Raw genomic sequence first — 23307 nt, forward strand, 5'->3', positions numbered from 1 at the left:
TCTATCCATACCACCGGGGCGACTGCCCCGGCAGGAACTTTTCTCTTATTATAGCACCAATCTTGTGTAATCACAATTTATTCTTGTAGCCTGCCGCTGATACCGTCTGGATTGTGCTTTTCCTTTCTTTTTGTTCCCTTTAATTAGCCATGAACTGCTTCATGCCCTGAGACTTGGCACCGGGGTTGTCGTTGCCGTAGCCTTCCAGCAGGTTGATCGCTCCCCAGATGCCGAGGCCGGCACCCAGTGCGATAACGAGGGTCTGAAGAACGGTTACTGCGCTGTTGAAAAATGCCATAAATGTGTACCTCCTTGTACGTTGCGCCCTTATGGGCTGATGAATAGTGATTTTCCATCTGCATGTGCACCTGCAAATGGGCAAACATATAGCCAGATTTCCAATCCCAATCAGAAACCTGGCTATGTAAAGAGGCGGCAGCTCGCCGCCCCTTCTTATTCTGTTGCCAACAGCACACCTATGACATCTTCGTCACCGGAACGAACTTACTTGGCATGATCTGCATCAACCACTTCGTACTTATCACCGGGCTTGAGTTTCAGCCGATGGTCAAGAAACGCCTCGATGCTGAACGTGTTTTTCTTATCAGCACCGGCAGTGAGCTTGTAGTTCGGATGCTGGGTCAGATCATATTTATCTGACTTGAACGGTCTCACACCGCGCAGCTGCAAAATGCACTTACCGCCATCCAACACAGCCAGTTCATCCACCGAGGCCAGGTCTTTGCCACATTGTCAAGTGATGAATTCAAGAAAACGGCAGCCGCAAAGAAAAATCTTTGTGGCTGCCGTTCTAATTGGCGGCTTGAAGCAAAAAAATCCCCGGTTGTACCAGGGAAATAAAAACTTTAGTATAGCCTAAAAGAGAAAGCTAGCGCCTTGAGGCGCGGCCAAGTAGAGTGGGCTTAAAGCCTGCGTCCCGAGCCACCCGTTTTACGGGTGGCAGCGACTCCTTGTCTGTTTATCTTATACTTGTCAATTTATATTATCCAATAATGTGAATTATAATATGACAGTACGGATGCATATTATAGAAACATAACTTTGAAAGAATCAAGCATAACCTGTGGAGTGACTCTTCAACGGATAAACTATTTTCACTTCATACAGTTCCGACATATGGAATAAGGAACACCAATCGCCCTCAATACAACTTTCTTTCTATTAGTTAAAAATGCACATAATCAAAAAAGAAAATCGACTTATTTTAGACAAATTCATTGACAAGTTCTGCTTTAGGTGATAAAATAAAAGTGAAAAGTCGAAATTTATATTGTTGGGAGGTAAGACCGATGATTTGTTTTAAGGTTAAGTTGCCTAACTTAATAATGGAGCATTTTTACCGACGCTGCCAGCCTTTGGAGGCTTAGAATTAAAATTGTTTCTATTTGCGCATAAGTTAGGCATGATTATTTGTCTACTTATGCGCTTTTTTATTTGAATTTTCAGTATTAGCAGAAAGGAAGTGTTATACATAGATAACATATGGCTTATCCTTTTGCTTCTATTAAGTTTTTTTATGATTTTTAAGCCGGAACTTTTATGGAAAATTGAACACTTCTTTTCTGTAAAAGGCGGTGAACCTACAGATTTATATCTTGGTTTGATGCGGGTTGCTGGAGTATTCTTTTTTATTGCATCCATCATTTGCATTATTGTTTTGGTTTTATAAGAGAAGGGGGGCTTTTAATGAAAAAGCTAACACGTAAGATTGTTGCACTTACTCTTTCCTTGGTTATGTGCATAAGTTTTTCTAACACTACTTTTGCTTATGCCGACAACGAGAATATCAGTTCTTCTGCTGAAGCAAGCAAAGTGAATTGGTGGAAGATTGGCTGGATTATCCTTTCAGATTATGTGGAAAAGCTTATCGATCTCGATGGACAGAGTGAAAAGGATAGTAGTTGGGCCTATCTTGTTTCACCTAGCATAGAATATAACACGGGTGATATGGGGCCTGAGGTTTATTTTCGTCCAGAAGTAGATAACAGCGTTGGTTCTATCCGTATGCATGGACATAGGATTATCTTTGTCGATATTTTTACACAGATTGCACTCATCTTGTCAGATGCCTCTGGTGATACGGTAAGTCAAGCAACTACTGGTACAAATCAGTATATGTTTTATACAAAGAAAGCAGGAGACAGTTCTGGTACATGGAAAGCACAGTTTGTTTCAACTGAGACATACAAATGGCAGTTGTATTATGCCCATTATTACAATGCCAATGCTCGTTCAAGTGTTCCTATGACGGAAGATGGATTTTACTTTGGGGATAATAACAGAGTTTATCAATTCTCTGTTGCAGAATCTTACAGACTTAATTCTCTTCCTCCAGAGGTTGTTGATATGACACAACTTAATGCTCAATTTATTAATCCTGCTGATGGAAAAACTGTAGATTATCTCAAAGACTTTAATGCTGGAGATCAAGTTCATTTCTCTGATATAATTATTGACATTAGTTATGATGCGACTGAGGATGCGACTACATTTTATTTTACCGAGGATACTTATGAGGAAAACATAGGATGGAAATTTGCAGGAAATCTTCTTGACCAATATTCCGCTGGTGATGTTCTGAATCTAACTTTTGATGTGTTGAATGTCGGAAACTATCAGGGCATTACTTTTGAAAGCCTCGACTACTTTGAAGCAGCTTACGCGCATAATAACGGTGCCGCTTATCCCAATATTCAAGATTACCAATAATTTGATTTTGACATAAGGACTTATAGAAGAGGGCGTGTTGCGGATAATTTTCTGCAACGCGCCCTTTTTAGTATGCTTTAGCAAAATAAAGTTATCCCTTTTACTCTGGCCAAAGGAATAACTTTATTGCCTGATAGCATTAAAAGAAAATTGTTGTATCACTTTTGATATAAATTAAAAGTATTTAGCGTCTAAATTCTACCTTGACATTTCCCCAACAAAATTGTAAATAATCTTAACCTCCTGTGTCCTCTGACCATCAATCTTCTTGATTTCTCCAATCAGAATCCGGCTAATGAGCCGGTTCAGCACCGCCTCGTCCAGTTCCTCGATGGCGGCATAGCGCCGGATTTCCTTGATAAAAGTGCGGACTTCGCTTTCTTGCGCATCGGCACGACCTTGCATCATTGCCAGGTCATGCAGGCGTTTCTGGTTGGATTCCTGCTCCTGTTCCAGCGCCGCCGTCAGCTTCACAAACCGCTGCTCGGTCAGGATGCCTTTGGCCTTATCGGTGTACAGGCTCAGGAACATCCCGTCAATTTCCTGATTTCGGGCTTCCAGCCGCAGGCGTTCCTTTTCTGTCTGGGAGGCGTCCACCAGATACCGGTGCTCCATCCGGCGGCTGAGCCGCTGGTAGAACGCATCGGCATCCTTCATAGCCTGCGCCGCCAGTTCCTGAATGTCTTTCAGCACCAGATTGTATAAATCCCTGGCCTCGATCTTGTGGCTGGAACAGACCTTGCAGCCCATGCGGTTGTAGGTCTGGCAGATATAGTACGCCTTGTCAATCGGCTCCCGCATTTCGCCGGTGAAGCGGTTCTTCCCGGTTCGGCCCACTTTCTCATACCGCACCTGCATGGACTTCCCGCAGGTGGCGCAGTAGACCAGACCGTGGAACAGATTATAAAAGGGGCAGGAATTCCCCTGAATGGTCGGCCTGCGGTCAATGAGTTCCTGCACCTGTTCCCATTCCTCCGGCGTCACAATGGCCTCATGGCAGCCCTCGATCACTTCCCACTGGTCACGGGGAATAATGTCATAGGTGTTGGAGCGGATGCCTTTCTGATGCGTCCGAAAGACCAAATGTGCGCCCTTATAGAATGGATTTCTCAGGATGTGACTGATTCTGGCTCCGCCCCAGAAATAATAGTTGGCGTCAAACTCCGTGTTGGCTTTGACATGGGTGATTGGGATTTTTTCTTCCATCAGACGTTTGGAAATCCTCATGCAGCCCAGCCCGTCAAGGGCATAGTCATAGATTTTGCGGATGATTGGCGCTGTCTCAGGGTCAATGATGAGATGCCCCTTGTCCTCCGGGTCACGCATCAGGCCGAAGGGCGGCGTCCCTCCGCAGAACTTCCCCTGCCGGGAGCGGGTGGTGATGCCTGCCAGCACCTTTTTAGAAATATCCCGGCTGTACATATCGTTCAGGATATTCTTAAAGGGCGTAATGTCCATCTCCTGACGGGTCAGGCTGTCCACGCCGTCCGTGATGGCGATATAGCGTACATTGTGTTTGGGGAAAAAGATTTCGATATAGCTGCCAGCTTCAATATAGTTCCTACCAAGCCTGGATAGGTCTTTGGTGATGACGCAGCCGATCTTCCCCGCCTCAATGTCAGCGATCATGCGCTGGAAGGCAGGGCGGTTGAAATTGCGGCCCGTATAGCCGTCATCCACATAATATTCATACTGGAACATTCCATGCTTTTCAGCAAAGTCCCGAAGCATGATTTTCTGGTTGCTGATGCTCATACTCTCGTTGTCGCCGCCGTCATCCAGAGAGATGCGGCAGTAGAGAGCGGTGATTTTCTCATAGACTTGTTTTTTCCTGCTCATAGCGTTCTCCTTCTATGAACAGGGACACGATACCATTATAGTACCATGTCCCTGCCCCTGAATCAACCGTTTTTACGCAGCGTTTTCGGCCATTTCCCGCTGCTGACGCCATTCCTCGAAGTGTTCGCAGGTCTGACGCTCAATCAGCTGCTCAAAGGCTTCCCGCATGGACTTCTCCCCGGAGAACTCCCGCACCACCACAAAACGGACTTTATTTTTCTGCTGTTTGCTTTTTTCCATAGGCTACCTCCATAGAGTAGCAGGCCAGACGGCAGCACTGGCAACGAAGTCCGGCAACGAACCTCTGAAAACCTGTAAACTACCGTCTGACCTGCAAATCTTACTTTATCAATTTTCTTGAAAAATCTCGTTGTTTTCGTTGCCGGAGATAGAGATAGATATTAGAAAATACCTTATTTACAGGCTTTTTCCGTATCCAGACCGGAGAATCCCCGGCAACAAACCCGGCAACCAAGTGGCAACCATCCCGGCAACAGACCGCTAATTTTATGCGATCCACTCCTTCGGCAGTTCCAGCTGGCAGCATTCTTCCTCGGTCAGCTCCACAAATCCATCTTCGTTGCCGGGCAGTTCGTTGCCGGAAACGTCCCGTTCCCAGCCCCTCTGCCTGCCATATCCGGTGAACATCCGGGGATTGGAGAATGGTTTCCAGCCCGTCACCACCGTGTTCATGATCTCGTTGATATTGTGCAGCTGCCACCGCTTCGGCTCATCGTAGGTGTGGCCCAGCGCCTCCTTGAACAGCTGTTTGGAGCAGACCATGCTGCCGGTGTAGTGTTCCAGAAAGCCCTGTATCTGTCCGGCCTCGGTGTCCTCCGGCATGAAATCCTTCTGCACCTCCACCAGCTGGCGCTGGATGGACTTGCTGAACTTCATAGAGTAGTGGCCGCTGCGGTAAATCGTCATGGCCTCCGCCCAGACCTGTAAAAGATAGGCTCTGGAGGCGTCCTCGTCCTCCAAAATGTGAACCTCTGCATTCTCCGGGTAAATCATGATCGGCAAAAAGCGCCGATTTCCGGCCCGGTCAAGGGGCAGGAAGTCCAGTGTGTTGGACGAACCGCCGAACACACACTGCCGCAGCCGGTCTTTGGGCTGGGCCTCGTAGGGCGTCCGGTAGGTTTCCTTCTGGCGGCTGATAAAGGAGCGGATTTCTTCAATGCTTTTGGCGCTGCTGGTAGCCAGCATCTCCGACATTTCGATAATCCAGTGTCCTTGCAGCTTCAGATACACCCTGTCATCGTCCAGTTTTTTCAGGTCGTCACTGAACCACTCGTCCCGGATCGCCAGCAAGCGGAAGAAGCTGGACTTGCCAGCCCCCTGACCGCCCACCAGACAGAGCATTTCCTCATATTTGGAGCCGGGGCGGAATACCCGCCGGATAGCCCCCAGCAAAAAGTGTTTCAGCATTTCCTCCACATAGTCGCTCTCGTCCGCACCTAAGAAATGATGGAGACAGGAGCGGATGCGGGGCGTCCCGTCCCAGACAAGGCCGTTTAGCACGTCCTGTATGGGATGGTAGCAGTTCTCATTCGCCACGATGGAGAGCGCCGCCGTCATCTTTTTCTCACTGGTCAGGCCATAGGTCTGCTCAAAATAGAGAAGCAGATATTTCACGTCCGTATCCGTCAGGGCACTGGTATTCCTGCGCCAGCCTAAATCCTGTACAATGTCCACCCGGTCAGTCAAAAGGTTCAGGCGGATCGCCCCACGCAGGAGAGGGTCATGGCAGAACACCGTCCGGCAGTTGCCGATGGTGTTGGCGGGCTGGCCCTTCTCGGTGACGGACAGGCTTTCCCGCACCTCATCAACGCTCCGCTCCGGCGCTAAGGCTTCGGCTGCGCTCATGGCGGCCTGCCGGGTGGCTAGCGGTAAACTCTGATATTCGCTGCTCAATCTTCCTCACCTCTTTTCCATACTCAGCGACCACGGAAGCACGTTCCTCCATGCTGCCGGACAAGAGAATATCCAGCAGATATTCCGTGTACGGTTTCTTTTGCAGGGCCTCCACGAACAGCGGATTCCACGCTTCATCCGGCGTCTGCGGGGCGTATTCCTTCTCCCAGCGTTCCAGCAGATGCAGGTAATTGCACAGCACCCGGAAACATTTCTGCTCCGCCTGCCGGTAACGCAGTTCCTCGCTGATTTTTCGCTTGACCGGCCTCCTGCGGGGCGGGTCATGGCCTTTGGCGTCATAGTGGACAGAGAAATCCTCCGCCAGCTTCAGCGCCGCCTCCTTACTGCTCAGACTAAACAGACGGGCGGTAAAATCAATCACATCCCCATCTGCCTGACAGCCAAAGCAGTGGAACCGATGGTCAATCTTCATACTAGGATGTTTGTCATCATGGAAGGGACAGTAGGCCATGCCATTCCTGCCAACCTGCACCCCGTAATATTCCGCAGCCTGCCTTGTGGTGACAGACTCCTTCACCGCTTCAAATATATTCGATTTTCTCACCTCCAGGCAGAGAAAAAAGCACCCGTTTCCGCAGAAAATCAGGTGCCTCATAACTCCATATCGTGTTTCTTTTTCGGAGCAATCCGCCCCTCACGTTCCCAGCGTTCCCGGTTATCTCGGTCAGCGTTCAGCCTGCCTTTCGCCAGCTTCTCCCGGATGGATTCTCTGGCCTTCTCCTTAATCTGCTCCTTACCGGCCTTCTTGACCTCCGGCTGCATGAGAGTTTTCTGGATTTTTGCCAGGGCGTTCTGCATGACCCGTTTGATTTTGGTAATCACTCCATCCAGACGGGCGGCAGCGTAGTCACGCTCCTTCTTCGGGGCCTTCCGCTCCGGCGAAAGCACCCACTTTTTCGTTTCCTCGATCAGACGAATATCTTCTTTGTGTGTCTCCTGCCGGACGGTATCGGTCACCACCTCCACCGCCTTGTCATAGGCCGCATCGGAAACATCATCTAACAGCGTCTCCACGTCCTCGATTTTGAGCGTCAGTTCTTCCAGCTTCTGCTCCTGCGCCGCAAGCTGCTCCTTCTGCTTCATCAGGATATAATCCTGTTTTTCCAGATAGTCCCGCCCGCCGTAGGACGGCTCCTGATCCAGATGCAGCCCATGCCGTCTGGCGATGTCAAACAGGATCGTCCGGCAGACCGCATCAAAGGTCTGCTTGCGGTTGTTGTTCCGGCCTTTGGGCTTCTCCGGGTTGGGGAGAGGGATGCCAAGTTCTTCCAGCGCCTTTTCCTGCTGGGGGCACAGTTCCCCATAGCGGTTCTCACAGTCAAAGACGTGCCGCTCATGGATGTGGGGCGTCCCCTCGTCCAGATGGAGCGCCCAGTCCAGGATGTGGATATGGGAACCGAAGCGGCGCTCAAATTCCTGATAAAACTCATTGACGATGGAAAAGAGCGTATCCGGCGAGACGGATTCTCCCATCGTGCCGATCTGGTAGATACTTTCCTCCGGGCAGGTCTTGTTGTTTTTCAGCAAGTCCTCCACAGTGCGGTTGCGCTCGGTGTGCCGGGTTTTCTCATTCCGGGCGTTCTGAGCTTCCACATAGCCGCCGTAATGCTCGTAGTAATACATCCGCTCGATTTCCTCAAAGCTGAAATCCGGCTGCTCCGGGTTCTCCCGGAACTCATGGGTGGTAAAGCCCCGGTAGCAGTCCCAGTAGACATTTTGCCTTGCCCGTTCTGCGTCAATGTGTTCGCTGTTCTCCACATCGAACCGGCGGTCATTGTGGCGGGGATTATAGGTGCCATGCTTGCCGGAGCGTCCATTGTGTCGTGTCAGTTTCAAACAGATTTCCTCCTTCCTGCGAAGATGTTCTGGGGCCGGGGAAGGGGCGGCGAAGCCGCAAATCCTGCGAATTTTGCGTCAGGTAATACCCAATACAAGTTGACGCAGGCATCAACTTTCCCTGGGCAAGGCGTTTCACCCTTGACCCGATGGGGCGGCTGCCCTCAACCTGCCAAGGCACTTCGTCCTTGACCCGATAATGGCTGCCGCCCTTAACCTGCCAATGGGCGTTGCCCCTTGACCCCAGCAGTGCGCTGCCGCCCCTGCACCCCGCCACAAAGGGCTGGCCGCCCTCTGTACTTTCCGCACCGGCGAAGCTGGCTTCCACCGCAGGAACGGTGTTTGCCAGTTTCACCGGCTCCGTATCCACACATTTGCGCCCATAGGCGGGGAGTGGATACGGAATACGCCTGCGGGGATTGCCGGTCAAAACATCGGGTGCAGACCCGTCATTTTTCCCGTAAACACCCCGATTTTAGGCGATTTTTTCTTCCGTTACCACCACCTGAAAGCCATGCTCCTTTGCGTACTCCCTTGCGGCGGCTTTCCGTTCTTCGCTGTACGGAGGCACCAGCCGGATCGACAGCCGGGACTTGTCCAGCACATAGGTCACGCTGCCCTCCGGCGTGCTGCGCTCCAACCGGCACAACAGTGGGTACTTCCGGCTGAAATCAGCCAGCCTGCGCTTCAAGCTGGCGTTGAAGGTGTAGACGCTGGCAAGGTTCTCCGCCTCGTTCCAGTTGATGATGGTTTCTTTCTCATACTTAGACAGCTTCTTCATACAGATCCTCCTCATAATCGGTGTAAGATTTCAGCACACGCAGGTTGCGCTTGAGACGGCGGTACTCGTCCATCTCCATGCGCAGATGGTGATAAAAATCCTCGTACCAGCTTTCGTTCATCTCCGTCTCCACCTTCCGGGCCAGCCCCAGCATCCGGCGTTTGGCCTCCGGGTCAACCGTCAGAGCCGTCAGCCATTTCAGCCGTGTCACCGTATTGTGGTGGCTGAGACAGCCGTAAGCGTAGAGAATCTTCTTTTCTTTCATACTCAGTGTCATAATGATTTCCTCCATTTCTTTGCTGCGGAGCCATGCGCCCCGCATGATAAACTTGTTTCCTGTCCGCCGGTCTGCCTGCAAGCCGCTCCTGCCCGGAATTTCTCCCGGCGTATCGGCCTCTTTGGTGTGCTCGATTTCTGTCCTGGCGTCACTTCCCCGGAGGCCATACCCCTTGCAGCCGGTCATTCGATTTTCAAGGTTCTGTGCCTGTCTGCAAGAACCAGTTTACCGAAAAAAGAGGCCCTTTCCCGTATATCCAAAACGTCGGAAAAACGCTCGAAATCCGCATATTTCCACGCTTATGGAATCGTGCTATAATGGGTGTAATCACTGAAAAAGATAACGAGAGAGGGGGCTTTGGATGTACGCAAAGCTGACAATCCCGGAGCGGCTCAAAGACCTGCGGGTGGTGGACAAGCACCTGACGCTGGAACAACTGGCGGAGCAGACCGGCCTGTCTAAATCCGCGCTGGGAAAATACGAAACCGATGACTACAAGGACATCAGCCCGTTTGCGATTGCAACGCTGGCGGACTTTTACGGCGTGTCCACCGACTATCTGATGGGGCTGACGGAAAATAAAAATCACCCAAACACAGAACTTCAATCTCTGCATCTGAGTGATGATATGGTGGAACTTTTGAGCAGCGGCAAAATCAACAACCGGCTTCTCTGCGAACTGGCTGCCCACCCGAATTTCCGGCGGCTGATGATAGATATGGAAATCTGCATCGACCAGATCGCCAATATGCGGGTGGAGCAGATGAATCTGGTGTTGGAGGCCACCCGGCAGACCGTCATGAGCAAGTATGCGCCCGGAGAGGATGACCTCTATATGCGGACGCTGGAACTGGGGCAGGTGCAGGAAAGCGATTTTTACAGCCATGTCATGCACGATGATCTGGACAGCATCGTCCGGGACATCCGGGAAGCACACCGCAAGGACAAGACCACCGCCGACCCGCAGCCCACGCTGGATGACGTCAAGGAAAAGTTTGAACAGGCGCTCGAACAGGGCAGCCAAGAGGAAGTGGTAATCCACGAATTTTGCGACAGAATGCAGATACCCTTCGAGAAGATTTCCTCAGAGGACTTCTCTGCATTTTTGCGGATACTGAGCCTGTCCAAAATGCTCAAAAATCCCAACAACATGAGAGGAAAGGCCAAGCCGCAGCCGTACTATGCGCCCAAGCGGAAGAAACGCAGATAACAGGAAAGCCGCCCAATCTGTACCGTTGGACGGCTTTCGACCCGTTTGTGGGCGGAATAAAATATGTGGTTATACATCCGTTAGCTGACCGTTTTCATCAGCTTTTTCATAAACTTCCAGAGACGGATGCCATCTTTGAGGCCCAGCCGGTAAAAGAAGCACTCGCTTTCTGCACCAGAATCGAAAATAGAATCACAGTAGTGTCTTACAGCGTCCTTCTGTTCCTCAGACAATGCGCTGATTGCTTTTTCATACTCGTTTTCCAAGCGAAGGCAGTCCTCTTTTTTCTCCGTGCCGGTTTCTGCCTCCCGCCACTTAGCAAACTGGCTCTGCATCCGCTCCTGAATCATCAAATCAACCAATTTTTCTATATCTGTACCCATAAGCGCCCCTCCTTATGCTGGGCGGATATAATTCCGGTATGTTTCCAGGACGGAATCTGACACACCGCTTTTATATACTTTGCGGATGTCGGAGATTTCCTCTTGCTTCAGCAGTTTCAGCCATTTCAGCAGCTCAGCCCTGCCGTTGGCAAAGTTACAATAACGCCCATCGGCGTATTCGATACGGTATCTCATAGACAGGCACCTCCTTAAACAAAAATCATCTCAGAGAGGATGATTTCCTCTGCTCGGCTGCGAATGCTGTTCATGCCCCCGACCCACGCAAGCTGGTCACGGGCTTTCAGTTCCTCGGTGACACCCTCCGCCTCCTGCATCTGCGAGACGATACACGCCAGCCGGTCAGCGGCCTGTTCGTTCAGGTCAGCAAGATATGTCCAGAGTTTTCCCGACAGAAGCAGGGCATTGTACTGGCCGGGCCGGTGTTCTTGCAGAAACGCTTTGTGCATCCGGCCCCACCGCCCAATGGGGCGGCTTTCCTCCGGTAGCTCCAGATCGGGGATGTAGTAGTCTCCCACCAGCGTGTAGCTGATTCCGTTTTGATGGATTTTCTTTGGTAAATGCTCCATGTTCGACCTCCTGTATTCAGTTATTTCAGAATCCAGTTGATCGTGTCCCTGTTCATGATAAATTCAAGGCAACTGAACTCTTCACGAACAAGTATGGCATATCATGCCCAACTTTTTGGTAATTGGTGCCGTAGGATGGGCTATTACCTCTGGTATCGGAAGTGTTGTACAGATCAATCGTTTCTTTCCCCAGTGCCTGATTCAGCTCTTTCAGCGTAGTCGGCTCCGAACCGCCAAGAAAAATACGGGAATCCATATTGCCGATGATGGTATCGGCATTGTCCTTGTAGATTGCCTTCAACTGGCTCTGTGCCTGAAGCACCAGACACGCCGAGATTTCTCTTGATCGGATGGTGGCTACCAGCTTTTCCAGATTCGGAATCTGACCAAATAGTGATAGGTAAGCCTCTGGTGTTACCACCTCGGGCTTTTCCCCCACTCCACACCGTGCGTGATAGTTTCCCATCACACGGCGTTCCACCGACTAAGATTACATTTTAGTGCCTATATAGTCCTCGAATTGTATTTCTTCCAACTCCCTGTATTTTCGGAGTTTGTTTATTTTTTCTTGCATTTCCACGGTCAATGTTAAATTCTGCAACAGTTTCTTTATTACTTTATTTTCTGTTGCATCAACCAATTTTGACACATCTTTGGATAAAATTATCAAATTCCTATATGTGTCATTTCGCTCACCTTTGCACGGTTTTATGTGTATACATACCATGTCTGTTATTGACAGGGCATTGTGTGTTACTGCACATTTTCCTTTTTGTGCTATATACCTTGAAAGGGCATTATCTGCCATCTCCAAGGTCGGATAAAGATGTGCATTTCCCATCATATATTTCATAACATCATAACTGATACAGTTTTCGATGTCTGAATACTTCCTCACATATTTATTGACTTCCCGCCTTTTGTATTTTGGATATTCATACGCCACATACCCTACTGGAATAATCATTCTTCCTTTTATCCATCGGAACTGCTTTGACTTTCCATACTTTTGTTGGATAAATTTACTGGTTATCTCACCCGTTTTTGTTATCGGAAAACATCGGTTATTGTGGTTCATACCGTTACTTTTCCCATTCACTTTATAGGCGATTTCTGCAAAATCTGCTGATACCATTGTTGCCATACAATAATAATTGTGCATACCCATAACCATTGAATTGTAAAGACTTATGTTTTTATCAATTTCGCTTTGCTTGCTTGGATTTTTGATATCTTTCCAGACAGTCCGCAGCTTATTGATAACCTTATCTTTACTTTTGTCGGCTATATGTGAACGGATTATCCATTTATCACCTTTTGGAACAACTTTAAATTTGATTCCAAGAAAAGTTGTATAGTTCTTACGCAAGTTTGTGATTCCAGATTTCTCATCACTTGTTTGCAGATGTAAATGTTCTGCAAGCCATAGTTTTGTTGCATACATGGCTTTCTTAGCTGTTACATAGTCCCGACAGAATATCTTAAAATCGTCTGCATACCTTACGATGTACATTTCTTTAAGTTCTGTCTTTTCCCTCAGCTTTTTCCACTTTGGTGACCTGTCTATTGTGAGGATATTTCCCTCCTTATCAGTCCTGTAAAATTCCAGTCCGGATTTTCCATCTTTGACTTTAAACATCTCCCATTGATTAGCAATCCACCAGTCCAGCTCATTCAATACTACATTTGCAAGAAGTGGGGATAAAATCCCCCCTGTGGTGTACCTGTTTCCGGGGTAATTACAATGTCATTAAACAGGATTTCTGCTTTTAGCATCTGTTTGATTATCATAATCAGTTTCCTGTCCTGTATTCCAAGTCCCCACAACTGCCGAATCAGCTTATTATGGTCAATATTGTCAAAGAATCCAACAATGTCCACATCTACTACAAAATGCAGATTTTGCAACTGTGCCATTTTATAGCATTGAGCAATCGCATTTTGCGTTGACCTGTATGGTCTGAACCCATTATTTCGTTCATGAAATTTTGCTTCACAAATCGGTTCCAGTATTTGCAGAATACATTGCTGTATCAGTCTATCCCATATACTTGGGATTCCTAATGGTCTGGTTTTTCCATTGTCTTTTGGTATTTCTACACGCCGGACCTTTTTAGGCTGATAAAAGTTCAATTTATTTCTGACGGTTTTAATGACCGTTTCGATTGGGAGTGACTGAATTTCTGTTATTGTCTTCCCATCTGTTCCAGGGGTTTTGCTCCCGTTATTTTTGCAGATATTCCGATATGCAAGTATGATATTCTGCTCTGATACTATCAGGGGCATAAGCCTGTCAAATTTATTACCTTTCAGACTGCCTTCATATAACTGATATCCAGTTTCTTTTGCGTCATATCTTTCTGCATTTCTTTCTGCTTTATTTACAATTCGTTTTGCCATAGTAACCAACTCCTTATTGGAGAATGATTTTTTCTTCGTCTCACCTCGACAGCTATGAAAATCTCCATTTGGTGATTACTATATAGACATAAAGGAAATCTTAGTATCGGCTTGTGGCTATCCCTCCACCGCTTATTATCACGGTTTCATCGGTACTGTGCCACTACTCTCACAACCATAAATGTGCTTATTGTAGAAAGGATTCCTTTATACCTTTCCTTTTCGACACAACTACGGTACTTTGTCACTGATACAGTCAGTTCCCGTATTGGTTGCTTTCCACGTTCCACATAACTTAGGATTGTTGTCACTTAGGTCATTCCTTTAGCCCTGCAAGTATTATCTTTATAGATACCTGTGTCCTGTAAACACAGAGGGTATTTCATACTAACAACTTTTACTTTACCCCACTTGCGTACCTACTGGTACACTGGCATTTCTGCCAGCCATTCGTTTAGAGCCGTACATTCGGAATTTTGTCAGACCGCCTTACTGGTCATTCTAACCATATGGCAACCCCACCCGCACTGTCACACACAGCTTGTACCTCTACAAACCTTTCCTCACCTTGCAGTGTTAGGGTGTGCTTCGCACGACTTCCCCGAGCTTATAACCTTAATCGTCTGTATCCGACTAACGCTATTCGGAGTATTAGTGAATTCCCTTCAGGGCGTTACCCCTTCATTTGAAATTTCAGTTATGCAGTTCTCTAAAACCACATTTATTAAATTATTTGTGACTTTAGGCTACGCTTTTGTCGGTTATTCCCACCGTTTTCGGCGTAGAACGTGTCACACTGTTCGCACACTCATCAATCAGGCAGCGCACATGCACCGGCAATCTGCCGCCGTAGACATCATCCGCTTTCTCGCACAGCAGGTTAAACAGCTGTGTATAGATCATGGAAATCAGGAAATTAAAAGTCGGGTCTGTATCGCTCATAATGAGGAACAGAGCCGTTTTCTTATCTCCCACCGTATCCAGCGACAGCTCATCGTACATAGTGATATCACGGACTTCCTCAATATCGAAGGGAGCAAGACGTGCGCCGCAGCTCACCAGAATCGACTTTAAGGTCTTGCCCGCCGCCAGCTTGAACTTGGCATATTGGCGAACAGCAAAGTGGTTCGGTTTTTTCTTTTTCAGAGCTTCAAACATCTGATCCACTGGATTCTGAAAGGTTTCATCATCCTCGCGTACTTCCATCGCATTCAGGAATTCAATCAGCGTTGCAAAGTTCTGCTCTTCCAGCGGTGCCTCATAGTGGATATAACCAATCAAAGCACAATACAGCAAGGTCTCTGCCTTCGTCCAGAATTCGTCACCGGCCTTGCCGTCCCCTTTGGTGTTGGCAATGAGGGTTGTGGTCAGCTTCAAAATATCCTTTTCGCTGTGAATATAGGCGAAGGGATTATAATGCATCGACTTTCTGAAATTGATGGTGTTAAAGATCCGGATACTGTATCCGTTCTTCAAAAGGGCTTGGCCGCAGTCGATTACGATATCGCCTTTCGGGTCAGTGACCACATAGGAACTGTGACATTGTAAAAGGTTGGGTTTAAGCCAAAACCGGGTCTTGCCGCTGCCGGAGCCGCCCACCACCAGCACGTTTTTGTTTCGGGCATTTGCCGGATTCTTCGGGCGGTTGCCCATCATCAGCCGCTCCGTCCGGGTCAGAATCACATTGTTTGCAAACACTGGATCTTCAAACGGTTCAATGTCTTTCTGCGTACCCCAACGAGCAGAGCCATACTCCATGCCATGGCGATATTTCTTGGCATTTTTGCCTTTCAGGTACACAGCAATCCGCAAACCCGCTCCGCAGCACACACCAATCAGCAAATCCATCGGATGCAGACTTGGCATCGGATTGGAAAAGGCTGCACCCAGGGCAGAAAGAAAGCCGAGGAGCTTTTCAGACATGTCTGCGCCCTCGGCAATTCTCCACGCTTCTCCCAGATTGGTACATACAAGACCGGCAATGAAGTACGGCAGGTTCAGGAGCAGCTGCTTCTTTGTCTTATTACTCATAGATCACGCTCCTGACTTTTGTGGCGAACCTTATCCGGAAGAATTGCAGCAACCAGCTCTTTGAGCTTGTTAAGCTGCTCCAGAGCACTCGGTTTTTCCTTTGTTTTCAGCTTTCGGTTGGTGAATTCCTCAAAAGCGGAAGTCAGTGCATCCGCATCCTTCGCCTTAAAGAACACCGTGTACTTGGGTGGCATTACATTTTGGTCTTTCGTAATGGCATAATCCACACCATATTTCCGTGCCACCTGTTCAAAGCCTTTCAAATCCGTTTTCTCAATGGGGATACTGCTGACTCCCTGATTCTGACCGATCAGTTCTTTGATGCTCTGCTTTCCAACCGGCAGCTGCGCTGTTTTCTGAGCCACCTTTGCCTGATGGTGCCGTTTCCACGCATTATAGCCATTCACGATGGTGCGAAAGGTCAATTTCGTGGTGCTGATTGCCAGATTGACGGTACGATTTTCAACTTCTTCCTGCATGAATCTCCGCCTCCTTCCTTACAAACTGTCCCGGTCCGGTGCAGGTTTGCTCTTTTCTTGGGGCTTTGCAGCCTTTTCCTCCATCTTCTTCAGCATGTCATCCGGAACCGGAATCGCCATGATGCTGTGACCCATACGAACGAACATCTGGGGCTGATGGAACTGTTCCTCAAATTTCTGCATCTGCTCCGAAGTCAGAGAACCAAAGTCATCCTCTGTCAGCCCTACCACCAGAAAATCACCGGCATAAATGTCCTGCATATCCCCGTCTTCGGTGTAAATCGCACGGTTCAGCGGCAAGCCATTGATTTTACCGGATTCATTCAGAATAATGGCCACTTCATCCTCAAATGGATAGGTTACTTCAATATCGCCGCCGACCATTGCCTGCAAATCTTCCAGCTCCGTGCCAACGCTGATTTTCTTCGGGTAGGCGTTGGGCTGCACCAGCAGCACATCCATTGTCCTGGTCTCTGCCAATTCATGTTCTCCCACGGTCTTGAAATCCACATCGGTGAAATCGCCGGAATCCAGAACATAGTCCTGATTGTTCCACGCCTGCGTCACCATGCGTTCCGCATCTTCCTGTGAGGCAGCTTCCACGGAAACCTTTCTCTGGAGAGTCTCTGTAATCTCCACATCAAATTTCTTCATAGGCACCTCCTTAGATCAGGCGCAGTGCCGGAACCAACTCGCCGCCAATGGAAACCACCGTCAGGTTCTCGTTCACATAGTCGATGGTGCGTTCCAGCGTAAACAGATTGATGCTGCATTCGTTGCCGTTCTGGTCGATTTCCGAAACCTCCGCAGCTCCCAACAGATAGCGGGTTCTGTCAGTCTCGATCACATCGCTCTTATCATAATGGAGAAGCAGTTCCCCATCTGCCACCAGATCAGCCTCCATCTCATCGTAAACATCCTCAAAGATGTCTCGACTGCCAGCCTCGGTCAGAAGTTCGCCGCCAGCCCCCGGCAGGATCACCATCACAATGCGTTCCTTCGGGTGATCTTCACGGATTGCCTCCAACATCACCCAGTTATGAAGCATCGCAATGGACTTCTCAAACATGGAATCATCCATCGGATTCGGCTGCGATGCACCATTCGGGCAGTTCTTGCAATCCATGCTGCACACTGCGTTGTTCTGATTCTTCTTAAAGTTCATCATCATAAAAATCTCCTTCTCATCGTTCCATATCTCGTTGTTTACTTCGCTGCCACTTTTCCAGCAGCCGGATAATCGTGTCCTGCATCTGCTTCGGCGTATAGGATTTCGGGAAATACTTCCGAAGAACCTCGTTTTTAATCGTCACATGGTCAAGCTCATCCTTTTTGATTTCATTCATCACTTCACACATGGCATCCAAGGTGCAGTCGCCCTCCTGCGAGAGCTTTTTCAATCGCTGTGCCTGCGACAGGGATGGGGATGCCTGTGCATAGTCCATTGCCTCCAGAAATTCTTTCTGTTCGGACGGTTTCAGGTAAGACAGCTCTACCGCCGGATTAAAGGCGATTTTCTTCTCATCCACCATGTCCAGAATTTCTGGAATCAGGTTGGTAAGGCGGATAAAACGCTGAACTTGCGTTTTACTTTCGTTCGCATCATCAGCTAACTGGTTCACAGCCCACGACTTCTGACCAACTTGGTCAGAAGTTAAATCTCCGCGTTGTCCCTGATGCTTCATCGCTTCCAACTTCATCTTGTAGGAAAACGCTCTCTCGCTGGGAAGGATATTTTCCCGCTGCAAGTTGCTGTCCACCATAAAGATGATTGCTGCATCATCGTCCATTTCCTTGACGATGACCGGCACCGTCTCCAAACCTGCCAACTGCGCTGCATGAAGCCTGCGGTGTCCCGAAAGGATTTCAAATCCGCCTTCCGGGTCAGGCCGTACAATCAGCGGTGATACCACACCGATCTGCTTGATGCTCTCCACGGTCTGTTCCATCAGCTCATCGTCCAGCACCTTAAAGGGATGACCTTCAAAGGGATGCAGGTCAGAAAGCGGCATCTCCGTCCGCTTCTCCTTAGCCGCAGCGTCGGCAGCTGAGCCACTGCGGTTTTCTGTTGTAATACTGGTTTTTGCTTTTGCCATTCAGCTTCTTAACCTCCTTCCAGCGGTGATAGATGTCATTCTTACCTGCGAAAAACGCCTTTTTTGCCTTGCACTTCATAAATCAAGTACCTCCTTAACGACCTGCTGTTTTTCTTTTCCAATGCTCTTCCTGCGGTCCTCTCCGCTGATTCGCACCGGCGTACACATTTCCAAAATCCTGCTGTAAATCCGGGCGTATGCCACATCCTCCGGATTGCGGATTTCAGCAATCTTCAGATTGGTTGTGATAATGACCGGAAGTCCGGACTTGTACCGCTCATCGATAACGGCGTAGACCTGCTCCAGCGCATATTCGGTGCTGCGCTCAATTCCCAGATCATCCAGAATCAGCAAAGAATAGTTGGAAAACGAAGCGATATACCGGTATCGCTCTTCCGAATACATGGCTCCCATCTGATTCAGGATTTTGGAGAAGTTCGTCATCAAAACCGGAATGCCCTGTTCCAACAGAGCATTTGCTATACATGCCGCCACAAAGGACTTTCCAGTTCCGACATCTCCCCATAACAAAAGGCCAAGGTTTTCAGCCTTGACCTTTTTCCACTGCTCCACATAGCGTTTTGCCATCTGGATATCCTTGTTGTCTTCTGCAACGGCAAAATTCCATTCCAGAAGATGCTTTTCCTGAATCCCCGTTGCTTTCAGCTGTCTGATTTTACGCTGCCGCTCCACCAGCTCATCCTGGCGTTTCTTTTCCGCCATTGCCTCCTGCTGGCATCTGCAAAGGCAGGGAACAATCCTGTCTCTGCCCCAGAGCTTTACCCTGCACTGCACCGGCGTGTGGCAATTCCGGCAATACAGCAGTCCGTCCTCGCCCTGGTATTCCCGCTCTCCGGGTTCTTTCGGCGTAAAGAGCGAATCCAACGCCGCATTCAAAATTTCAGGCACCATGTCGCTCATAGGCTGTCTCCTTCCTCAAATGTGTAGTCTGCCGGGTTATACTTCGGCTTTTCTCTCTTTGCCCAGCTCCGGATTGTGGCAAGGTGATTTTTGTAGCTCCTGCCGGTGGAGGCCATATACTCAGAGAGCCGTTCAACCCGCATCTGATAATCTCTTGGGAACTCCTGCCGGAGCTTACTGTATTCCGTGTCAGAAAGAAGGACATTTTCGTATGAGCCATACCGGTGCTGGATTTCCTTCTTCTCTCTTTTATTGATTGTTTCAGTACTTGTTCTATTAGTACTTAATTGCGCGGGATTTTCCGTAACCGGTGTGTCCGTATCCGGATTTACCGTATACGGCTTTTCCGTACACGGTGATTCCGAACACGGCTTTTTCCTTGGCATCTCATAAATCACATACTCCGCTCTGCCCATCCGACCGTTACTCTCACGCTGCTGGTTCCTTTCCAGATACCCAAGACGCTCCAGCTCTTTTAGAGCCGTAAGCACCCCATCTACGCCATCCGGCGTAATCGAAGATAACCCCCGTACCGAATAGTTCCATGTGTCCGGCAAACTGAGCAGCATAGAGAGAAGTCCTTTCCCTTTCAGGCTGAGACCCTGATCGCGCAGGTGGTAATTGCACATCGTTGTGTAATTGCTGTTCTTCTCAACCCTGAATACCGGCATGGTGCTCACCATCCTTTTTCGCAGGCTCCGCTTTTTTCTTCGGACATTTGCGCGGACGATCTTCGCTGTCCTCCCGGCGATGGTATTTGCCGGTATCCTGCATCATGCGTTCAAACGCCTGAAGGCGTCCCTCTGTAAAAAGCGTCATTCGACCACACCCCATTTCTTAAACAACTTGAAGAGATGATTCTTTCCCTTGCAGGTCACTCTCGTCTGCTGCACCAGTTTTCCGCTTCTGCCGTAGCAATCCCGGACAATAAAATAGCCCCTTGCAGATTTGTCTGCAAAAGGCATCAGCCAGCCACTCGGACTGCGGTACAGATAGCGATGATCCAGTAAGAGAGCCACTGCCGTCTTCTCCGGGATTCCGATTTCCTTACAGAAATTCCGGATGCAGGTACAATCCTCCGAGTTCACAAAGGTGTCGAAGTAGTCTGCCTTGGGCTGTGCCGCATCCAGCTGTTTGCGGATACCCTCAAGCTGCTCCCTCTCGGCTACAAGCTCCTGTGCCAGGGTGTAGATGACCTCCGGATGCTGAATCACCTGATCCAAAATGGAATCGCTCATATACACACCATGCTTGCGGATAGAAGGGAGAACTTCATCAAACACCCAGTGTTCAAATCGTTCTGCCGATGGCAGCTTGCTGTGAACGATCAGCCGGTAAACATCACCTTCTGTGATAAAGGCGATTTCAACGACCTGCTCTCCAGCATCCCCATACTGATTCACCTTCTGAACGACCCCCTCACGTTTCGTTAGGGGGCCTCTGCAATGGCGTCTCACTGCAGCGTAGGGATTCACATACCCCAACGCTTTCGCCACGTCGCTTGCACAGAAGAATGTCTTGCCTGCCTCCTGAAACAACCGGATCGAACCAAACTCTTGGTTCTCGAACACCTCCGTCATCTGCCTCGACTGTCCGCCATAACTGCCCACATCGGTGTCATGGGTCTTCTGATTGAAATCCGTCATACCTGTTACCTCCTACTCAAATTTGTCTCGCCGGATTTCAGGCGAAAAAAAAAAAATAGAGCCTTGACCCATTCTCGTTTTCAAAGAATGAGCCAAGGCTCTATGTAAATCAGTCAAGTATGTGTTCGTCCGTCGATGGCAAAATTGGACTTCATTTGCTCCTATTGTCCACCAGTAATTTAACCCATAAGAGGTCAAAATGGGCTTGTCCACCAGTAATTTGACCACTATAAACCCATAAATTTCCGTTCAAATTCCATCAAAACCGAACAGTCCAGGCAGAATTTTGGGTATAGAAAAAGCCCGGAAAATAGCGCATTTCCGGGCTTTTTTAGCATTTTGAAGTTGTCGATTATCGCTTGCTGAACTGCGGTGCGCGACGAGCGGCTTTGAGGCCGTACTTCTTTCTCTCTTTCATACGAGGATCTCTGGTCAGGAAACCAGCCTTCTTAAGAATCGGACGGTAATCCGGATCTGCCTGCAGAAGTGCTCTGGAAATGCCGTGTCTTACAGCACCGGCCTGGCCTGTGTATCCGCCGCCGTGAACATTTACGATCACGTCGAACTTGTCAGCGGTCTCTGTAGCCACGAGGGGCTGACGAACGATAACCTTCAGGGTCTCCAGTCCGAAATACTCATCAATAGTTCTTTTATTTACAGTGATAACACCGGTACCAGGTACCAGATATACTCTTGCGATAGATTTCTTTCTTCTTCCAGTTCCGTAAAAACTTGCTTTAGCCAATGTGATTTACCTCCCTCTGATTAAAATGTCAGGACTTCCGGCTTCTGTGCCTCATGTCCGTGCTCTGCGCCTGCATATACAAACAGCTTCTTGTACATGGTTCTTCCTAAAGGTCCCTTCGGCAGCATGCCCTTAACAGCAAGCTCGATCACCTTCTCAGGCTTCTTGTCCATCATTTCTCTTAAGGTTGCCTCTTTCATTCCTCCAACATAATCGGAATGACGATAGTAAATCTTCTGGTCTAATTTCTTACCGGTCACTTTCACCTTGTCAGCGTTTACGATGATCACATAATCACCTGTGTCAATGTGAGGAGTGTAGATCGGCTTATTCTTTCCTCTTAATACCTTTGCTACTTCTGATGCTAAACGACCTAATGTATATCCTGTAGCGTCAACTACATACCATTTTCTTTCAATTGTTGCTGGACTAGCCATGTAACTTTTCATCGGTTGACCTCCTTAAAATATCTGCTTTCTATTAAGTAAAATACCTGATCCGGGGCTTTGGTTCAGGATATTTCCATACATAACCATGCTAAAATAGTTTACTACACACCGCCTGGTGTGTCAACTACTTTTGTGTTTTTTCAATGTTTTTGTGTTTTTTTGTTTTTTCAATGCTTTTTGGACTTTTTTCAATGGACAACTTCTTTTCGCGGATCGTTCTCATATTCCATCTTTACCAGCGTCAATCCTCTGGCCGGTGCTGTCGGGCCTGCTGCCGCCCGGCTGGCAGCTTCCAGAATGTCTTTCATATGCTCCGGCGGGTATTTGCCTTCACCGATCTCCATGAGCGTTCCGGCAATGATCCGCACCATATTATAGAGAAAGCCGTCCCCCACAATGCGCAGGGTGATGATGCTTGTCTGGGGATCTCTTGAAATATCAACAGACCGCACGGTACGCACCGTGGTCAGCGCCTGGCTTTTCACACTGCAGAAGCTGGCAAAATCATGGGTACCGATGAGGAAGGCCGCCCCCCGCCGCATGAGCTCCACGTCAATGTTCCAGTAATTAAAATGCGTGTACAGCCGGTAATTCGGCACCGGATGGATGGTGTTTAAAATCTTGTATTCGTAGGTCTTCCGACAGTGCTGCCTGCGTGGATGGAAATCCAGGGGGACTTCCCGGGAATCCACAATTTTCACATCTTCCGGCAGACGCTGGTTCATGGCAAAGCTGACCTTCTCCGCCGGCATCCGGGCGTTGGTATCAAAAACCGCCACATTTCCCAGGGCATGCACCCCGGAATCGGTGCGGCTGGCGCCGATGACCACAATATTTTCTCGCAAAAGCGATGACAGATGCTTGTTCAGCACTTCCTCGATGGTCACGCCGTTGGGCTGCACCTGCCACCCGGCATAAGCGGTGCCGTCATAGGCCACCGTCAGCATTACCCGTTTCATCAC

25 protein-coding genes and 4 pseudogenes are annotated in these 23307 nt (G+C 48.7%); 2 read left to right on the top strand and 27 right to left on the bottom strand.

Features of this window, described 5'->3' with window-relative positions; all coding sequences use genetic code 11:
- Positions 1–145: 145 nt before the first annotated feature.
- Positions 146–298: pseudogene (locus tag RJD28_15390) on the bottom strand (Maff2 family protein).
- A 206-nt stretch (positions 299–504) separates the two neighbouring features.
- Positions 505–747: pseudogene (locus RJD28_15395) on the bottom strand (type IV secretory system conjugative DNA transfer family protein).
- A 960-nt stretch (positions 748–1707) separates the two neighbouring features.
- On the opposite strand from RJD28_15395, the gene RJD28_15400 reads away from it, so the two are divergent.
- Entirely contained in the window at positions 1708–2730 is a 1023-nt protein-coding gene (locus RJD28_15400) for a hypothetical protein (GenBank protein ID WNV57568.1), read from the top strand.
- A 198-nt stretch (positions 2731–2928) separates the two neighbouring features.
- On the opposite strand, the gene RJD28_15405 is transcribed toward RJD28_15400, so the two are convergent.
- The 7 genes from RJD28_15405 to RJD28_15435 form a co-directional block, all read right to left on the bottom strand.
- Positions 2929–4569, bottom strand: coding sequence for a recombinase family protein (locus RJD28_15405; GenBank protein WNV57569.1), 1641 nt, complete (start codon positions 4567–4569; stop codon positions 2929–2931).
- Between the two features lie 72 nt (positions 4570–4641).
- Complete coding sequence (locus tag RJD28_15410) at positions 4642–4809, bottom strand: hypothetical protein (protein WNV57570.1); 168 nt, start codon at positions 4807–4809, stop codon at positions 4642–4644.
- Positions 4810–5076: 267 nt separating this feature from the next.
- The gene (locus tag RJD28_15415; GenBank protein ID WNV59649.1) at positions 5077–6435 is read right to left on the bottom strand and encodes a virulence-associated E family protein; all 1359 of its coding nucleotides are present in this window, start codon (positions 6433–6435) and stop codon (positions 5077–5079) included.
- Complete coding sequence (locus RJD28_15420) at positions 6395–7099, bottom strand: CHC2 zinc finger domain-containing protein (GenBank protein ID WNV57571.1); 705 nt, start codon at positions 7097–7099, stop codon at positions 6395–6397. Before RJD28_15420 ends, RJD28_15415 begins: the two co-directional genes overlap by 41 nt.
- Positions 7096–8340, bottom strand: coding sequence for a serine/arginine repetitive matrix protein 2 (locus tag RJD28_15425; GenBank protein ID WNV57572.1), 1245 nt, complete (start codon positions 8338–8340; stop codon positions 7096–7098). The genes RJD28_15420 and RJD28_15425 overlap by 4 nt, the downstream gene beginning before the upstream one ends.
- A 475-nt stretch (positions 8341–8815) precedes the next feature.
- Positions 8816–9121, bottom strand: coding sequence for a molecular chaperone (locus RJD28_15430; GenBank protein WNV57573.1), 306 nt, complete (start codon positions 9119–9121; stop codon positions 8816–8818).
- Positions 9105–9398 (bottom strand): hypothetical protein, encoded by a 294-nt coding sequence (locus tag RJD28_15435; GenBank protein WNV59650.1) that lies wholly within the window; start codon positions 9396–9398, stop codon positions 9105–9107. Before RJD28_15435 ends, RJD28_15430 begins: the two co-directional genes overlap by 17 nt.
- A gap of 361 nt (positions 9399–9759) precedes the next feature.
- Between RJD28_15435 and RJD28_15440 the strand changes: the two genes are divergently transcribed.
- A complete protein-coding gene (locus tag RJD28_15440) occupies positions 9760–10608 on the top strand; it encodes a helix-turn-helix transcriptional regulator (protein ID WNV57574.1) in 849 nt (282 codons plus the stop codon).
- Positions 10609–10688: 80 nt separating this feature from the next.
- On the opposite strand, the gene RJD28_15445 is transcribed toward RJD28_15440, so the two are convergent.
- The 18 genes and pseudogenes from RJD28_15445 to truA all read right to left on the bottom strand — a co-directional run bounded on the left by RJD28_15445 (position 10689) and on the right by truA (position 23304).
- Positions 10689–10991, bottom strand: coding sequence for a hypothetical protein (locus RJD28_15445; protein ID WNV57575.1), 303 nt, complete (start codon positions 10989–10991; stop codon positions 10689–10691).
- A 12-nt stretch (positions 10992–11003) separates the two neighbouring features.
- Positions 11004–11186: a hypothetical protein gene (locus RJD28_15450; GenBank protein WNV57576.1), complete on the bottom strand. Its 183-nt coding sequence runs from the start codon at positions 11184–11186 to the stop codon at positions 11004–11006.
- 14 nt (positions 11187–11200) lie between these two features.
- Positions 11201–11578, bottom strand: coding sequence for a TnpV protein (locus RJD28_15455; GenBank protein ID WNV57577.1), 378 nt, complete (start codon positions 11576–11578; stop codon positions 11201–11203).
- A gap of 52 nt (positions 11579–11630) precedes the next feature.
- Positions 11631–11966, bottom strand: a pseudogene (locus RJD28_15460) (TraG/TraD/VirD4 family protein).
- A gap of 102 nt (positions 11967–12068) precedes the next feature.
- Positions 12069–13256, bottom strand: coding sequence for a hypothetical protein (locus RJD28_15465; protein ID WNV57578.1), 1188 nt, complete (start codon positions 13254–13256; stop codon positions 12069–12071).
- Positions 13257–13258: 2 nt separating this feature from the next.
- Positions 13259–13978 carry a reverse transcriptase domain-containing protein gene (locus tag RJD28_15470; protein WNV57579.1) on the bottom strand — a complete coding sequence of 240 codons (720 nt, stop codon included), beginning with the start codon at positions 13976–13978 and terminating at the stop codon, positions 13259–13261.
- 798 nt (positions 13979–14776) lie between these two features.
- Positions 14777–16009, bottom strand: a pseudogene (locus RJD28_15475) (type IV secretory system conjugative DNA transfer family protein).
- Positions 16006–16488, bottom strand: a complete 483-nt coding sequence (locus tag RJD28_15480) for a PcfB family protein (GenBank protein ID WNV57580.1) — start codon at positions 16486–16488, stop codon at positions 16006–16008. Before RJD28_15480 ends, RJD28_15475 begins: the two are co-directional and overlap by 4 nt.
- 18 nt (positions 16489–16506) lie before the next feature.
- Positions 16507–17142, bottom strand: coding sequence for a DUF3846 domain-containing protein (locus tag RJD28_15485; GenBank protein ID WNV57581.1), 636 nt, complete (start codon positions 17140–17142; stop codon positions 16507–16509).
- 10 nt (positions 17143–17152) lie between these two features.
- A complete protein-coding gene (locus RJD28_15490) occupies positions 17153–17659 on the bottom strand; it encodes a hypothetical protein (GenBank protein ID WNV57582.1) in 507 nt (168 codons plus the stop codon).
- A 13-nt stretch (positions 17660–17672) separates the two neighbouring features.
- Positions 17673–18584, bottom strand: a complete 912-nt coding sequence (locus RJD28_15495) for a ParB/RepB/Spo0J family partition protein (GenBank protein ID WNV57583.1) — start codon at positions 18582–18584, stop codon at positions 17673–17675.
- A 75-nt stretch (positions 18585–18659) separates the two neighbouring features.
- Positions 18660–19505, bottom strand: a complete 846-nt coding sequence (locus RJD28_15500) for an ATP-binding protein (protein ID WNV57584.1) — start codon at positions 19503–19505, stop codon at positions 18660–18662.
- Positions 19502–20176 (bottom strand): helix-turn-helix domain-containing protein, encoded by a 675-nt coding sequence (locus RJD28_15505; GenBank protein WNV57585.1) that lies wholly within the window; start codon positions 20174–20176, stop codon positions 19502–19504. The genes RJD28_15500 and RJD28_15505 overlap by 4 nt, the downstream gene beginning before the upstream one ends.
- Positions 20157–20324 carry a hypothetical protein gene (locus RJD28_15510; GenBank protein WNV57586.1) on the bottom strand — a complete coding sequence of 56 codons (168 nt, stop codon included), beginning with the start codon at positions 20322–20324 and terminating at the stop codon, positions 20157–20159. The genes RJD28_15505 and RJD28_15510 overlap by 20 nt, the downstream gene beginning before the upstream one ends.
- On the bottom strand, positions 20321–21151 hold the full coding sequence (locus RJD28_15515; GenBank protein WNV57587.1) for a phage antirepressor KilAC domain-containing protein: 831 nt from the start codon (positions 21149–21151) through the stop codon (positions 20321–20323). Before RJD28_15515 ends, RJD28_15510 begins: the two co-directional genes overlap by 4 nt.
- A gap of 352 nt (positions 21152–21503) precedes the next feature.
- Positions 21504–21896, bottom strand: a complete 393-nt coding sequence (gene rpsI, locus RJD28_15520; protein WNV57588.1) for a 30S ribosomal protein S9 — start codon at positions 21894–21896, stop codon at positions 21504–21506.
- Positions 21897–21916: 20 nt separating this feature from the next.
- A complete protein-coding gene (gene rplM, locus RJD28_15525) occupies positions 21917–22345 on the bottom strand; it encodes a 50S ribosomal protein L13 (GenBank protein WNV57589.1) in 429 nt (142 codons plus the stop codon).
- Positions 22346–22533: 188 nt separating this feature from the next.
- Positions 22534–23304, bottom strand: coding sequence for a tRNA pseudouridine(38-40) synthase TruA (truA, locus tag RJD28_15530; protein ID WNV57590.1), 771 nt, complete (start codon positions 23302–23304; stop codon positions 22534–22536).
- Positions 23305–23307: the final 3 nt, after the last annotated feature.

The sequence above is a fragment of the Oscillospiraceae bacterium NTUH-002-81 genome (genome assembly GCA_032620915.1).
Classification (GTDB): Bacteria; Bacillota; Clostridia; order Lachnospirales; family Lachnospiraceae; genus JAGTTR01.